This is a genomic window from uncultured Anaerococcus sp., from assembly GCF_947253225.1.
In the GTDB taxonomy this organism is placed as follows: domain Bacteria; phylum Bacillota; class Clostridia; order Tissierellales; family Peptoniphilaceae; genus Anaerococcus.
On sequence record NZ_CAMXYR010000004.1, the window covers coordinates 1 to 14,818 of the forward strand.

Sequence of the window (14,818 nt, forward strand, 5' to 3'; positions counted from 1 at the left end):
ATATAATAAAAGAGAGGTTCGAAATGACTAAGATTTATGAAAAATATCCAGAAATCACAAATATAAAAGCTAACGTTCTATCCAGAAAATTTGTCAACAACAACACTTACCTAATCTTGGATAAGACTATTTTCATGCCCAAAAATGATTTTCTCATAGATGATGAAGGCTACCTATCAGGACATAAACTTCTTTCTGTGGAAGAAAAAAGGGATAATATCGTCCACCTTATTGAAGGTAAAGAAACTAGAAAAGACCTAGTTTTATCCCTTGACAAAAATATCAGGAAAGAAAACCTCCTTGCATCTACCGCCTTTTGCCTCTTTAAAATTTTCTACAAAACCTACTATCCATCTGGAAGATTTACCCTTAGGGCCAATGATGATGTAAAAGTAATAGAATTGGAAAATCCTAGTCCAGATTTCGATCCATATTTACTAGAAGAAATGATAAATTATGCTATTTCTAGTGGATTAAAGATAAGCCTTGACAAGGGCATAGCTGAGCTTTCTGGCATAGGACAAGCTGTAAACAACTTGATTTGCTTTGACAATACCTATAAGCTCCACTCCTTTAAAATTGAAGCTATGGATGTAGCAGACGAGCTTATCAGACTAACTTTTACCACAGGCAAATAATAACCAAGACTCTGTATTGCCATACAGGTCTTTTTTAATTTAGCTTACTATTGCGAAATCCAAATAATTATGCTAAAATGAAAATATCATAAAAAAAGGAGGTTAAATAAAATGATCACAAAAGCAAAAATGGACTTTAAAATTAAGTAACTCTAGTAAGTATCAGGATACTCCTTGATCCTTACGATTAGCTAACCAAGGAGGAAGCCAAGAACGGCTATATGAAAAAACTCAAATTTTTATTTAAAGAGATGGCAAAGTACGAGCCATCAATGTTTCTATTAATCGTACTATATTCCATATCCATAGGTCTAAGACCCTTCATATGGATTGTTTCCCCTGCTTACATATTAAAAAATACTGGTAAGCCCTTCTCATTTTTTATAATATTTTTTATAATTCTATTGTTTGTAGCATCTATATCTAGTTTCTTTGATTCTTTTATCATGGGTAATTATAGGATGAAAATGAATAATGTTAGGTATTCTTGTATAAGAATGATAACAAAATACAGTCTATATCTTCCCTTTGATAAGCAAAAAGACAAGGATGAAATCGAAAAAATCAACAATGCTATGAAAGCCTGTGAATCACCCTTCCAAGGTCTAGGAGGAATAATGATGAGCCTTCCACCAATTGGAGCTTTGATTTTTTCCATAAGTGGATTTTTGTGGATCTTTTCAAAGATGGGGCCTATCCTACTTACCTTGATTGTAGTAACTACAAGCATTTATTTTGTTATTAACTACCAATCCACAGAAGCCTACACCAAGTATTGGGATAGTATGTCCACAAATTGGAATATTTTTTCTAAGCTCAACTACCAGCTAAGAAACCCAGAATCCAAGCAAGATATCCTAATTTATGATTTTATCAATCTTTTTAGGTCTTATTATATGACAACTAACAAGAAAAGAATTAAAGGTTATGCCGATGCTAATAAAAAGGCAATCTCCCTTTATTCATTGGCGAGAATTTTTAGTTTTATAAGAGATGCTTGCATTTTTTATTGGTTAATCTCATCTATTATAGCTGGAAAAATTGATGTTGGCGATTTCTATATGTTTTTTACAGCAATCTTAGCCTTTATCAACTTCAATGATGAGTACACTTGGATAATATCGAATATGAAAAATGGTATGGCAAGTTTTTCCTATTTCTTTGCCATTATGGAAGATAACACTGAAGTGGCTGGCAAGCCTATCGAAAACTTAGACTCTGTAGTTATTGAATTTAAGAATGTCTCCTTCAAATATCCAGCAAGAGACGATTATGTTCTAAAAAACATCAACCTAACCATCCATAATAAGGAATCTCTTGCTCTTGTAGGCGAAAATGGTGCAGGTAAGTCGACCCTAGCCCTCCTACTCTGTGGCCTCTACAAACCGACTAGTGGAGAAATCTTGTTAAATGGAACAAATATTGAAGAATTTGGAGCAAATTATAGGGAGCTAATAGCGGCAATTTTCCAAGATTCTCTCTTATTTCCTTTTTCTATTAGGGAAAATATAGACTTAGCTAATAATTCTACTAATTTACAAAAAGTTTATAAGACAAGTGGACTTGATAGTATCATAGAAAAATATGCTAAGAAAGACCAACAAATCCTTCTTAGAACCTTAGATGAAAATGGAGTTGACCTTTCTGGTGGTCAAAAACAAAGAATCTTCTTATCAAGGGCTCTAAACAAAAAGACTAGCAAGATTTTAGTCTTAGATGAACCTACTGCCCAGCTAGATGCCTTGGCAGAAAGAGAACTTTACACACTTTATGATGGTCTTAGCGAACATCTATCATCCATCTTCATATCTCACAGACTCGCATCAACAAAATTCTGCGACAGGGTGATTTTCCTTAAAGATGGGGAAATTATCGGCAATGATAGCCATGATAATTTATTAAAGACAAACGAGGAATATAGAGACCTCTACGAGATTCAAGCAAAAAATTATAAGGAGGTTCTATGAAAAATATTTTAAAACTTTTCAGAAGATTTGACAAAGACTACAAAAATTTCACCCTATATATATGTCTGATGTCCATAATTATGGGGTTTTTGCCTCTAATCAATATCTATGCACCTAAACTTATTATAGAAGAGCTATTGGGAAGAGCCAACCAAGCAACAATTGCAAAAATCCTAGGACTTGTGCTTCTTGTAAATATCATTTTGGTTCTTCTAAGAAAGGTCTATGAAGCATACTTCACCCTAGTTTTTGAATCAATGACCGACAAGTTACTTTTTGAATTAAGCGAAAAGTCCTTGACCCTACCAATTGAAAAAACTGACAGTAAGGATGTCCAAGATATGCTAGAAAAAGCCCACGTCTCAGTTTTTAACATCTACGACTTGTGGGAGACCCTAAATATAGCGACAAGTTCGCTAATCACAGGCGTTTTTGCTCTAGCTATTCTAGTTAAGCTTAATCTCTTCCTGCCTTTGTTAGGAGTTGGGATAATAATTGCTAATAGGATTTTCGTAAAACTAATCAAGAAAAATGAAATTTACTATCAAGAAAAATCTGCTGGTGAAAATAGAATCTACCGTTATTTTTCTGAATTTGCCCAAGACAACAAGCACGCTAAAGATATTAAAATCTATGGTGGAGAAGAGTTAATCCTCAGCAAATCAGAGAAATACCTAAATAAGTTGGTAAATACCAACAAACAATATTACACAAAAAACGGTTTTTATGGGGGAATGATGAACATAACTTCCTCAGTAGGCATAGTCCTTGCCTTAACCTACCTAACTTATAGGCTCACAAATAAGTCCGTTTCACTTGCTGACTTCACCCTATATTTTAGCTCAATCATCCAGTTAATTAATACTGTAAATATTGTTCAAAAAAACTACGCCCAAGTTATTTCTGTAAATGAAAATATGAATAGCTACTTTGAATTTATTAATCTTCCAGAAAGATCTAGTGAGGAAGGAGAAATTTCTACAAATAAGCTTGATAAAGTTTCTATCAAATTTGATAAAGTTTCCTTCAAATATCCAAAAAGCAACTCCTACATTCTAAAGAATTGTTCATTTGAGATAAAAGATGGAGAAACAGTCGCCCTTGTCGGTAAAAATGGAGCTGGTAAATCAACTATAGTAAAACTCCTATGTAAGTTCTATGACCCAAGTGAAGGTAATATTTATATCAATGATATCAATATAAAAGACATCACAGCCAAGGACTACCATAAGATATTGTCACCAACCTTCCAAGACTTTAGGCTATTTCCTTTCAAAATAAGCGAAAACATAGCAGGCATCAAGGAAGAAGAAATATCCAAAGACAACCTTGCAAAAATCAAAGATTCAACTAAGCTACTTGGGATTGATGAATGGATAGCTTCTACCAGCAAGGGTCTCGCAACCTACCTCACCCTCCTGTTTTCAAAAGAAGGTGTCGAACCATCGGGAGGACTTGGCCAAAAAATAGCCCTAGCCCGTTCTATGGCCCATGGCGGAAGATTTTTCATAATGGATGAGCCAACCAGTGCCCTAGACCCTCGAAGTGAGCAAGAAATTTTCGAAAAAATGTTAGAAATTTCCAAAGGGCAAACCTCACTTTTCATCTCCCACAGGCTATCATCAACCAAGTACGCTGATAGAATTATAGTTTGTGATGATGGCAAAATCATAGAAAATGGAAATCACGATAGCTTGATAAAAAAAGATGGTTTGTACAAAAAAATGTATACAAGTCAGGCAGACTTGTATGTATAAGTTAATTAAATTTAAAATTTATTCAAAAAAGCCTAGCTATTTCACTAGCTAGGCTCTTTATTTTTTGTGGATTGTCTTTAGTTTTCTTTCCAAGAGTATGCCCCCTGTAATGTAGGCGAGAAATTCTAATATCCATAAGATGGCGATTCTTAAAAGAGTAACTTCCATGTATCGTGCTATTAAAAAACCTAGTAGGAGAAAAACTCCTCCAAGTCCAAAGCACATCTTTGCCATTGTCTTATTAGCATAGTACCAATTAGCCTTATTTTTCATGGAAAGTTCTGACCTATAGCCATACTTTGTATTCATCTTATCCTTAACTTTATTGCTTACAAAACCAATAATTATTAGGTAAGCTGGTATGTAAAATAATATTACTTTCCTGTAAAACATAATCTTTCCTCATATAAATTTTTTGAATATAAAGTCAAAGCCCATAAACCACGCTGCAGAATAAAGAATTATTGAAGGACCCTTGCATACAATTATTATGTAAGAAAATTTCTTTAGAGTCATATCTGTTAGTCCTGATAGGTAGCACAAAAGATCATCTGGGGCAAGGGGAAGTAGTATCGCCCAAAATAAAAATCTCTCATAAGACTTGTCGTTGATTTTGTGGTAGTATTTGTTGTAAGTATCCTCCCCAAAAATTCTTATCACAGCATTTTTCCCAAAAGTTTTGGATATAATAAAGACAATAATACAGCCAACACAAATTGATAAGTAGTTGTAAACAAAGCCCCAAAAAGCACCAAAAATCACAACTCCAAAGATTAGAACTGGACCTCCTGGTATAATCGGAAGGGCAACTTGGATAATGTTAACCAGCATAAAGGCTAATGGAGCAAGCTTTCCCTTTGATAGAATGAAATTCCTGAAATTTTCTAAAGAAGAAAACATCCCTAACCTATAAAGATGGATAGCGTAGGCTGTAAATAAAACTATTAGCACTACCGATAATATATTAAAAAATTGTTTTTCTAAAAAATCTTTCATAACAACCTCGTTTGTATGATGTTTGTAATACAATAGTACACTATTTTCATCACATTGTCAAGTTAATTATATAAGAAATTGAAGAATTTTTCAATATTTTTTCAAAGAATTAAAGTCTATCTTTAATATAATTAATTTGTTTATTGAAAACAAAAACCCTATAGGCAAAAATTTGTAATAAATTAATATTAGCTTATCCTCTGAGGTTAATATTTATTTACTTGCTAGGTCTAGGAATCTTTTTGTATGGTGGGCTACTGCATCCATAACAGGGTTTGTCGAGCTTTCGACTTGAGCTTTTCCATCTTGTGTTCCACTTACTCCATGAGGATTTCCTCCTTGGGCATAAATTGATCCATATATGTATCCAGTCGGTTTTATTTTAAAACCCCAGTGCATAGCTGATGTATAGAGAGCTCTTATAGTTTTCACTCGACCACCATTTACATTTTTAGCTGATGTAAAAGCCCTTACATATACGAGTTTACTTTCTGACCAAACACCGCCTAGAGTCTATAAAAGCCTTCATTTGGCTACTAACATTGCCAAATCTTGTTGGACTTGCAAGTATTATTGCATCTGCCAATACAAGATCATCAGGTGTGGCTATAGCAATATTTTTTTCTTCATCTATAACTTTATCCCAGGCAGAACCTTCTATAACATTTGAAGTATCAAGTAGCTCCTTCACTTTTCTAAGCCTAACTTCTGCTCCCAAGCCTTCCGCAGTTTCTTTTGCCTTTTTTGACACAATTAAGCAAAAAACAACCATCTAGCCTAAGCTAAATGGTTGGTATATTTTTATAAAACCTTGTGCTTATCTATTTTTCTTACTTGTAAACAAGCCTGCTGCCGCAGTTGCAATTATAGCAAATAAGCCTGCTTCTCCTACTACCCCAGTTTTAACATTTGTTGATTTGGCATTGTTCTTGCTAGCTTGTGGTGAGTCAGATTTTTCTTCATCCTTTGTCTTACTTGATGAATCTTTCTCTCCCTTACTTTCTTTTTCCTTATTTTTATCTTTATTAGTATTTTCTTGTGAGCTAGTATTATCTGGACTAGCATGATCGCTAGTATCTGATGAAGGTTCTATTTTTTTATTTTCATTTTCTTTGGAGCTAGTATCTTCATTTGGTTTTGGATTTTCAACGTTTAGATCTGGTCTTTCATCTTTAACGCTCAACATATAGAAGTAAAATCCATCCTCATCTTGTTTTATTTCATAAGAATTAAATAATTTATTTTCACCAAGAGCTGCTAGTGCAGCCTTAACAGCATCCTCTCTATTCTTATAAAGTTTATGCTCTGGCTCACCTTGACTAGGAATAGGAGCCAATGCAATTGAATATGAATACAACCCAGGACCATTTCGAAGTATTTTATATGACTTGAATTGTTTATTTACAGTCAAAATTTTTTTCCCAAAAGCTATCATCCGATCTTCCCATCCAGTCATCCTACCATGTACATGAAGATATGGTATATCCTTATTTGGAGTTAATACAACATTTAGCGCTATATCTCTAAAAAGCTCCCCTTCATCTGGCATATTAAAGGTCCCTGAATACTCTAGCTTGTTACCTATACTATCTAAACTTCTTAATTCTACATAATATGGCTTTCCAACTTCTCCTTTAAAGTAATGAAATAAACCACTATATACTTCTCCTATTTTTTCTCCGTTTGCATAGAAGTTACTAACTCCATCAATAGAACTTACATTTCCTTTTTCATCTATGGCATAGAAATTTAGGTTAAATACTCTTCTTTTTGCATTTTCACTTAATTCAAGATTAACTAACCTAAAATGAGATTCTTCAGGCCTAATATCAGTTGGAAGTGTTAAAGACCCTTTAGCATAAGTTTTGTTATCTTGATCATACTTTATCTCAAAATCGTAAGTCTTGCCCAATTCAAAATAATCTTCTATGCGTATAAACCACCTTGTATCAGAGTGTGTGTAAAAATCACTACTAAGTTTAAGTGCTTTCCCATTATAGTATAGCGTAGATGATTCTTTTACCCAATCATAAACTCTTCTGTTAGGAACTTCTAAATTTATTGCAAAGTGTTGAACTTTTCCTGATATTACGTCTTTATCCAACAACATCCCGCTAGTATCATTACCAGCACTTCTGTCTTCCTTACTAGCTATTGTTTTTTCGTCTTTTTTATCATCTAAACTGGTCAAAGATAAATCCTTATCTTTCTTTTCATCGTTTAGGTTTACTTCCGATTTGTCATCCTTTGCTTCTTTTTCTTCATTAACTTCATTTTCTTTGTCAATATCCTTATTTTCATTACTCTCTGTCTTAAGATCAATTTTATTTTCTTGATCTCCTAAGCTTTTGTCTTGCTCGTTGTTTTCTTCTTCTGATTGAGTAATGCTTATCTCTCCCTCTTTCTTAGCTAAATCTTCATCTGCATAAGTTGGTTGAATTATGCTAAGAGATAGGGCCAGAATTAAGGCCGAAGATAAGATCGCTTTTTTATTTGTTTTCATATAACCCTCCATTTGTATTTGTATATATTATATCACTAAAATAATGTAGTGTCATAATAATATGCTATTAAGTTGAAGAAGTATATTCATTATTAATCTACAAAAACAACCAATGTAATTTCAATAATTTTTGACTTATTCATCAAAAAACAACCCCTAATCCGATATGTACCCTCCCTACTAGCTAACCAGTAAGAATAGTACATATCAATCCATCAAAGGACTGGGGTTGTTTTGTTTAGACAACTATATTTAAAATTTTTCCAGGAACATAGATTATTTTTCTAATCTCTTTTCCATCTATATATGATTTTATATTTTTATCTTCGCTTGCCGCTCTTAAAGCATCATCCTTGCTAGCATCATTTGCCATCAATACTTTTCCTCTTACCTTGCCATTTATTTGGACGGGCATTTCAAATGAATCAAAGGACAATTTGCTTTCATCATAAATTGGCCAGCTTGTTTGGTTTAACTCACCCTCGTAGCCCATCATTTCCCAAAGCTCTTCAGTCATGTGGGGAGCAACTGGGTTTAGTAGGGTGATATAGGTTTTAAAGTCTTTTTTGGTGATTTTGCCTAGGGCTTTCATTTCGTTTAATAGGGTCATAAGCTGAGCGATTGCTGTGTTGAATTTGAGGTTTTCAAAATCTTCACTTACCTTTTTTATAGTTTGGTTAATTACTACTTCAAGGTCTTTGCTATAAGAATCGCCATCAACTACTAGGTCTGTAAGGTTAAAGACTCTTTCTAGGTATTTTCTACAACCCCTTACTCCCTCATCGGACCAAATTGCCATTGATGAGAAATCTCCCATGAACATTTCATAACATCTAAGGGTGTCTGCCCCATAATCTCTTATGATATCGTCAGGGTTTATAACATTTCCACGAGACTTGCTCATTTTTTGGTGGTCGCTTCCAAGAATCATTCCGTGACTAGTTCTCTTCTTGTAAGGCTCTTTGCTAGGAACAACTCCTATATCATATAGGAACTTATGCCAAAATCTTGAGTAGAGAAGGTGAAGGGTTGTATGTTCCATGCCTCCATTGTACCAATCTACAGGTGAAAAGTAGTCAAGGGCTTCCTTGCTCGCAATAGCGTCTTTATTTGTTGGATCCATATATCTGAGGTAGTACCAAGAAGAGCCTGCCCATTGTGGCATGGTATCAGTTTCTCTTTTAGCAGGCTTACCACAAATTGGGCAAGTTGTATTTACAAAGTCTTCTATTTCAGAAAGTGGAGATTCCCCTGTAGCTGTTGGTTCATAAGATTCTACTTCTGGAAGCCTTACAGGTAGGTCAGTTTCTGGAACAGGAACCCAACCATGCTCTTGGCAATAAACCATAGGAATTGGTTCGCCCCAATATCTTTGACGAGAGAAAACCCAATCTCTTAGCTTGAAGTTCGTCTTTACCTGTCCAAGACCTTGTTCTTCTATATATTCAATAGCCCTTTTCTTTGCATCACTTGCTGATAGACCATTTAGGAAGTCTGAATTAATTGCTATACCCTTGTTTATATCAGTTGTTGGAAGCTCTTCGCCAGTTTCATAAACTGGGATTATTGGCATTGAAAATTTCTTTGCAAATTCAAAGTCCCTAGTATCATGAGCTGGAACTGCCATGATTGCTCCTGTTCCATAGGTCATAAGAACGTAATCAGAAACCCAGATTGGAATTTCCTTGTTATTTAGTGGATTGATTGCTGTTAGTCCCTCAATCATTACTCCTGTTTTGTCCTTATTAAGCTCCGCTCTTTCAAAGTCAGACTTTTTCTTTGCTTCCTCTTGATAGGCTAGGATATCTGATAAATTTTTGATTTCATCTTTGTATTTACTTAGTATTGGATGTTCTGGACTTACTACCATATAAGAAACACCAAAGATTGTATCTGGCCTTGTAGTGTAAACTCTTAGTTTATCTTCCTTATCTTTTATCTTAAAGTCAACATCGCATCCATGGCTTCTACCTATCCAATTGATTTGACTGGCCTTAATTCTTTCTTCAAAGTCCACTTCTTCTAAGTCATCTATAAGCCTGTCAGCATAGGCTGTAATTTTAAGCATCCATTGGTTCTTCATCTTATGGACTACTTCTGTTCCACATCTCTCACACTTACCATCAACAACTTCCTCATTGGCAAGTCCTACTTGGCAAGATGGACACCAGTTAACAGACATTTCGTTCTTGTAGGCAAGGCCATGTTTGTACATTTGGATGAAAATCCACTGACTCCACTTGTAATAATCCGGATCAGTTGTGTTAATCTCTCTATCCCAATCAAAGGAGAAACCAATTGACTTCATCTGAGCCTTAAAATTCTTTATATTATCCTCAGTTACCTTGGCTGGGTGTATCTTATTTTTTATGGCATAATTTTCTGTAGGAAGACCGAAAGCATCCCATCCCATAGGATAGATTACATTCTCTCCTTCAAGTCGTCTCTTACGAGCAACTACATCAAGGGCAGTATATGGACGAGGATGGCCTACATGGAGACCTTGACCAGACGGATATGGAAACTCTACCAGTGGATAGAATTTCTTTTTATTTTTGTCTATACTTGCCTTAAATGTTTTCTCTTCATCCCATTTTTTTTGCCATTTCTTCTCTATAGCATTTGGATTATACTCTACCATCATTCCTCCTAGTTTTTCTCAGAAAATGCATGAACATATCTTGGATATGCTAGTACGTCTCTGATGTTTTTCATACCTGTAACATACATCACTGCTCTTTCAAATCCTAGACCAAATCCTGAGTGAACAACTGTTCCAAACCTTCTTAGGTCGAGGTAGTTTTGATACTCTTCTGGTTTTAAGCCATTTTCTTCCATAGACTTGTAAAGTTCATCATATCTTTCTTCCCTTTGAGAGCCCCCTATAAGCTCACCTACTCCAGGAACTAGCATATCGAAGGCAGCAACAGTCTTACCATCATCGTTTCTCTTCATGTAGAAGGCCTTGATGTTTTTTGGATAGTCTGTTACAAATACTGGACCACCCACTATTTTTTCTGAAAGATATCTTTCGTGCTCAGTTTGTAGGTCAATTCCCCACTCAACAGGGTACTCAAAATTTTCTCCTGATTCTTTTAATAATTCAATAGCCTTGGTGTAGGTTACTCTAGCAAAGTCTGCATCTCTTAGTTTTTCTAGCCTTTCGATAAGTCCCTTATCTATCCAAGTATTAAAAAATTCCATCTCGTTTGGAGCGTGTTTTAGTAAATAATCTATGGCAAACTTAATCATATCTTCAGCTATATCCATAGCTTGGTTGTAGTCAGTAAAGGCCATTTCTGGTTCAAGCATCCAAAATTCAGCAGCATGCCTTGGTGTATTTGACTCTTCAGCCCTGAAAGTTGGGCCAAAAGTATAAACATCTCCAAAGGCAAGAGCGTAGTCTTCTGCTTCAAGCTGACCTGAAACAGTTAGGTAGCTTTTTTTGCTAAAGAAATCCTTGCTGTAATCAACACTTCCATCTTCTCTTCTAGGAGGATCGTTCGCATCAATAGTTGTAATATTAAACATCTCACCTGCTCCTTCAGCGTCAGAGGCTGTAACTATAGGTGGATTTACATAAACAAAGCCCCTTTGTTGGAAAAAGCTATGTAGGGCAAAAGCTAAGATGCTCCTTGCCCTAAAAACTGCCCTATAAGTATTAGTTCTTGGTCTAAGGTGTGGGATAGTTCTCATATATTCAAGTGTTTGTCTTTGTTTTTGGATTGGGTACTTATCTGAAGATTCACCTAAAACTTTGACAAGCTCAGCCTGAATTTCATATGGGTTTTTGGCATTTCCTGTCTCAACGAGTCTTCCTCTTACTTCTAATGATGCTGATAGATTTTGCTTGTCTAGCTCATCGTAATTTTCGATATCTTTTCCAACAACTATTTGCAAATTCTTGAAGGTCGTTCCATCATTAAGTTCAATAAAGCCTACATTTTTGCCAAATCTTTGATTCCTAATCCAGCCATATACAGTTACTTCCTTATCTACATACTTGTCTACATCTTTTAATATATCTCTAATCTTCATTGTTCCCTCTCTTATTTTTTTCTAGTCTTTCTATCATTTCCTTCTCAAATCCTACAGTCTTTGGCTCGTAAAATTTTTCTAAAACAAACTTATCTGGCAAATAGCTTTGGTCAACATAACCACCAAAATCATGAGGATATAGGTAGGTGTCATGAACCAGGTTTTTTGACCCTTGATAGTGAGTATCCTTTAGTTTGTTAGGAACTACTTCATCTTTGTTTGTTCTCACAAAATTTATCGCCTTATCAATAGCACGGTAAGTAGAGTTACTCTTTGGAGCAGCTGCCAAGTAAGTTACTACTTGACTTAGGATAATTCTAGCTTCTGGTAGACCTACCGTATCAATTGCCTTAAAGCAAGAAGTAGCCATAACAAGTGCCTGAGGATCAGCATTTGCTATATCTTCTGCTGCAAATATAATCATCCTTCTGGCAATAAATTTTATATCTTCTCCAGCTTCTAGCATCTTTGCCAGATAGTAAATAGCTGCATCAACATCTGAACCTCTCATAGATTTTATAAAGGCACTAGTCGTATCGTAATGTCTATCGCCATCTCTATCATATACAGCAATCTTTTTTTGAGTGGAATTTTCTATAGTCGACTTGTCTATTACTATTTTACCATCTTTCTCATCTTCTGAAAATATAGCAAGCTCTAGGGCATTAAGCAAAGCTCTACAATCACCATTAGAATAAGAAATCAAGGTATTTCTCGCTTCACCATCGAGAATTATATCTTTACTCTTTAATATTTCATCTTTGCTAAGTGCCAAATCAATAAGCTTTTCTAAGTCCTTATCTGCAAGACTTTTCAACTCAAAAACATACATCCTAGAAATAAGGGCCTTATTTACCTCAAAGTACGGATTTTCAGTTGTAGCCCCTATAAGGGTTATGGTTGAATCCTCTACAAAAGGAAGAAGATAATCTTGTTGACTCTTATTGAACCTATGGATCTCATCAATAAAAAGAATAGTCTTTTTATTCTCAAATGCTAGGTTATCCTTAGCAAGCTGAACCTTATTTTTAAGGTCGGCTATACCACTTGCTACTGCTGATATTTCTTCAAAAGCCATATGAGTTTTCTGAGAAATAATCTTTGCAAGGCTTGTCTTACCAACTCCTGGAGGACCATAGAATATAGATGAATAGATTCTATCCGCTTTAATCATCCTTCTTATAATCTTACCCTCACCAACCAAGTGGTCTTGACCTATGTAATCGTCTAAATCCTTTGGCCTTAGTCTATCGGCAAGAGGGGCAGATTTTTCCAATTGTCTTAGCCTATTTAATTCAAATAAATCCACATTTTCCCCTTCATAAGAAAAAAGATGCTAGTTAGTAGCATCTTTCTTATCTTTTAAACTTTTAATTTCTTCATAAAAGGAATCTACATCCTTAAATTCTCTATACACCGATGCAAACCTGACATAAGCTACAGGATCTAGCTCCTTGAGCTCTTGCATGACAAGCTCGCCTATATAAGTCGAATCAATCTCCTTGAGCCCTGTATGGTTAATCTTAGTTTCTATATTTCTTGCTACTTTTTCGATATCGGCCATAGTTACCGGTCTTTTTTGGCAACTTTTTGCAATTCCATAAATCAACTTAGATGGATCGTAGGCCTCTCTAGTTTGATTTTTTTTAACAACCATGATTGTAGAATCTTCGTATCTTTCATAAGTAGAAAACCTACGATCACAATCTTCGCACAGACGCCTACGTCTTATTGCCCTATCATCTTCAGTTGACCTAGAATCCAAGACTCTGGTGTTATTTGAATCGCAGTAGGGACACCTCATATTATTTTAGGAAATCTGGTAAGTCGAAATCATCAAATGGATTAGATGATTTTTTGCTTGCATTTCTTTGTGGTGCACTTAGGTTCTCTGATGCCCTTCTATTAACTTGAGCTGGTCTTCTTTGTGGATTTTGATTATCAAAACCTGTTGCAATAACAGTAATCTTAATATCATCACCAAGAGATTCATCACTGCCTACACCAAAGATGATATTTGCATCAGAATCAATATTATCTCTTATCAATTCTGCTGCTTCATTTGCTTCCATAAGTCCAACTTCTGCAGCTGTAACATTTAGAAGAACAGCATTTGCACCATCAATGCTTGTTTCAAGAAGTGGTGAGTTAATAGCAGCCTTAGCAGCTTCAACGGCTCTATTTTCGCCATTAGCCCTACCAATACCCATGTGAGCAATACCTTGATCAGACATAATTGATTCAACATCTGCAAAGTCTAGGTTTATTACATTAGGTACAGCTATAAGTTCAGAAATACCACTTACAGCATCCATAAGCACTTGGTCAGCCATCTTGAAAGCTTCCACCATTGATGTTCTCTTTTCAACTATTTGAAGTAGTCTATCATTTGGAATTGTAATAAGGGTATCGACATTTTCTTTAAGTCTTTCAATACCACCCTCAGCTTGATTTTGTCTTTTTCTTCCTTCAAAAGTAAATGGTTTTGTTACAACACCAACTGTAAGAATATCCATTTCTTTGGCTACTTTTGCAACTACTGGAGCAGCTCCTGTTCCAGTTCCACCACCCATACCAGCTGTAATGAAAATCATATCTGCACCTTTAATTGCTTCTGATATTTCATTTTTGGATTCTTCAGCAGCCTTTTCTCCAACCTCTGGATTAGCTCCAGCTCCAAGTCCTCTTGTAAGCTTTTCTCCTATTTGAAGTCTGATATCTGCATTTGATTCTTGTAGAGTTTGAAGATCTGTATTTAAAGCTAAAAACTCTACTCCCGATAGTCCACTTTCTCTCATTCGGCTGATAGCGTTATTACCACCGCCACCAACTCCAATTACCTTGATTTTAGCTAAAGAGCCGTTATCCATATCCATGTTAATGTTTGCCATACTTTCCCCCATTTTTTATAAGATAATT

At 35.2% G+C, this 14,818-nt stretch carries 13 protein-coding genes; 3 read left to right on the plus strand and 10 right to left on the minus strand.

Features of this window, described 5'->3' with window-relative positions:
- The 3 genes from Q0W95_RS01000 to Q0W95_RS01010 all read left to right on the plus strand — a co-directional run.
- The coding region (locus Q0W95_RS01000; RefSeq protein ID WP_297788728.1) for a hypothetical protein at positions 1–638 on the plus strand (638 nt) is incomplete at its 5' end.
- 221 nt (positions 639–859) lie between these two features.
- Positions 860–2,605: an ABC transporter ATP-binding protein gene (locus tag Q0W95_RS01005; protein WP_297788730.1), complete on the plus strand. Its 1,746-nt coding sequence runs from the start codon at positions 860–862 to the stop codon at positions 2,603–2,605.
- Complete coding sequence (locus Q0W95_RS01010) at positions 2,602–4,362, plus strand: ABC transporter ATP-binding protein (protein WP_297788732.1); 1,761 nt, start codon at positions 2,602–2,604, stop codon at positions 4,360–4,362. Before Q0W95_RS01005 ends, Q0W95_RS01010 begins: the two co-directional genes overlap by 4 nt.
- 57 nt (positions 4,363–4,419) lie before the next feature.
- On the opposite strand, the gene Q0W95_RS01015 is transcribed toward Q0W95_RS01010, so the two are convergent.
- The 10 genes from Q0W95_RS01015 to ftsZ form a co-directional block, all read right to left on the minus strand.
- On the minus strand, positions 4,420–4,755 hold the full coding sequence (locus Q0W95_RS01015) for an SdpI family protein (RefSeq protein WP_297788734.1): 336 nt from the start codon (positions 4,753–4,755) through the stop codon (positions 4,420–4,422).
- A 9-nt stretch (positions 4,756–4,764) separates the two neighbouring features.
- Positions 4,765–5,358, minus strand: a complete 594-nt coding sequence (locus Q0W95_RS01020; protein WP_297788736.1) for a VTT domain-containing protein — start codon at positions 5,356–5,358, stop codon at positions 4,765–4,767.
- A 213-nt stretch (positions 5,359–5,571) separates the two neighbouring features.
- Positions 5,572–5,790 carry a hypothetical protein gene (locus Q0W95_RS01025; RefSeq protein WP_297788738.1) on the minus strand — a complete coding sequence of 73 codons (219 nt, stop codon included), beginning with the start codon at positions 5,788–5,790 and terminating at the stop codon, positions 5,572–5,574.
- 52 nt (positions 5,791–5,842) lie between these two features.
- Entirely contained in the window at positions 5,843–6,109 is a 267-nt protein-coding gene (locus Q0W95_RS01030; protein WP_297788740.1) for a flavodoxin family protein, read from the minus strand.
- 66 nt (positions 6,110–6,175) lie between these two features.
- Complete coding sequence (locus tag Q0W95_RS01035) at positions 6,176–7,861, minus strand: DUF5633 domain-containing protein (protein WP_297788742.1); 1,686 nt, start codon at positions 7,859–7,861, stop codon at positions 6,176–6,178.
- Between the two features lie 238 nt (positions 7,862–8,099).
- Entirely contained in the window at positions 8,100–10,502 is a 2,403-nt protein-coding gene (gene leuS / locus Q0W95_RS01040) for a leucine--tRNA ligase (protein WP_297788744.1), read from the minus strand.
- Between the two features lie 8 nt (positions 10,503–10,510).
- Positions 10,511–11,899 carry an asparagine--tRNA ligase gene (gene asnS / locus Q0W95_RS01045; RefSeq protein ID WP_297788746.1) on the minus strand — a complete coding sequence of 463 codons (1,389 nt, stop codon included), beginning with the start codon at positions 11,897–11,899 and terminating at the stop codon, positions 10,511–10,513.
- A complete protein-coding gene (locus Q0W95_RS01050) occupies positions 11,889–13,208 on the minus strand; it encodes a replication-associated recombination protein A (protein WP_297788748.1) in 1,320 nt (439 codons plus the stop codon). The genes asnS and Q0W95_RS01050 overlap by 11 nt, the downstream gene beginning before the upstream one ends.
- A gap of 27 nt (positions 13,209–13,235) precedes the next feature.
- Positions 13,236–13,703 carry a transcriptional regulator NrdR gene (nrdR, locus tag Q0W95_RS01055; RefSeq protein WP_297788750.1) on the minus strand — a complete coding sequence of 156 codons (468 nt, stop codon included), beginning with the start codon at positions 13,701–13,703 and terminating at the stop codon, positions 13,236–13,238.
- A 1-nt stretch (position 13,704) separates the two neighbouring features.
- Positions 13,705–14,790, minus strand: coding sequence for a cell division protein FtsZ (ftsZ, locus tag Q0W95_RS01060; protein WP_297788753.1), 1,086 nt, complete (start codon positions 14,788–14,790; stop codon positions 13,705–13,707).
- Between the last annotated feature and the right edge of the window lie 28 nt (positions 14,791–14,818).

What these genes read in the sequence shown, in the direction of transcription:
- Q0W95_RS01005 (WP_297788730.1), top strand. Translation starts at nt 860, where the DNA reads ATGAAAAAACTCAAATTTTTATTTAAAGAGATGGCAAAGTACGAGCCA.
- Q0W95_RS01010 (WP_297788732.1), top strand. Translation starts at nt 2,602, where the DNA reads ATGAAAAATATTTTAAAACTTTTCAGAAGATTTGACAAAGACTACAAA.
- Q0W95_RS01015 (WP_297788734.1), bottom strand. Translation starts at nt 4,755, where the DNA reads ATGTTTTACAGGAAAGTAATATTATTTTACATACCAGCTTACCTAATA.
- Q0W95_RS01020 (WP_297788736.1), bottom strand. Translation starts at nt 5,358, where the DNA reads ATGAAAGATTTTTTAGAAAAACAATTTTTTAATATATTATCGGTAGTG.
- Q0W95_RS01035 (WP_297788742.1), bottom strand. Translation starts at nt 7,861, where the DNA reads ATGAAAACAAATAAAAAAGCGATCTTATCTTCGGCCTTAATTCTGGCC.
- leuS (WP_297788744.1), bottom strand. Translation starts at nt 10,502, where the DNA reads ATGGTAGAGTATAATCCAAATGCTATAGAGAAGAAATGGCAAAAAAAA.
- asnS (WP_297788746.1), bottom strand. Translation starts at nt 11,899, where the DNA reads ATGAAGATTAGAGATATATTAAAAGATGTAGACAAGTATGTAGATAAG.
- nrdR (WP_297788750.1), bottom strand. Translation starts at nt 13,703, where the DNA reads ATGAGGTGTCCCTACTGCGATTCAAATAACACCAGAGTCTTGGATTCT.
- ftsZ (WP_297788753.1), bottom strand. Translation starts at nt 14,790, where the DNA reads ATGGCAAACATTAACATGGATATGGATAACGGCTCTTTAGCTAAAATC.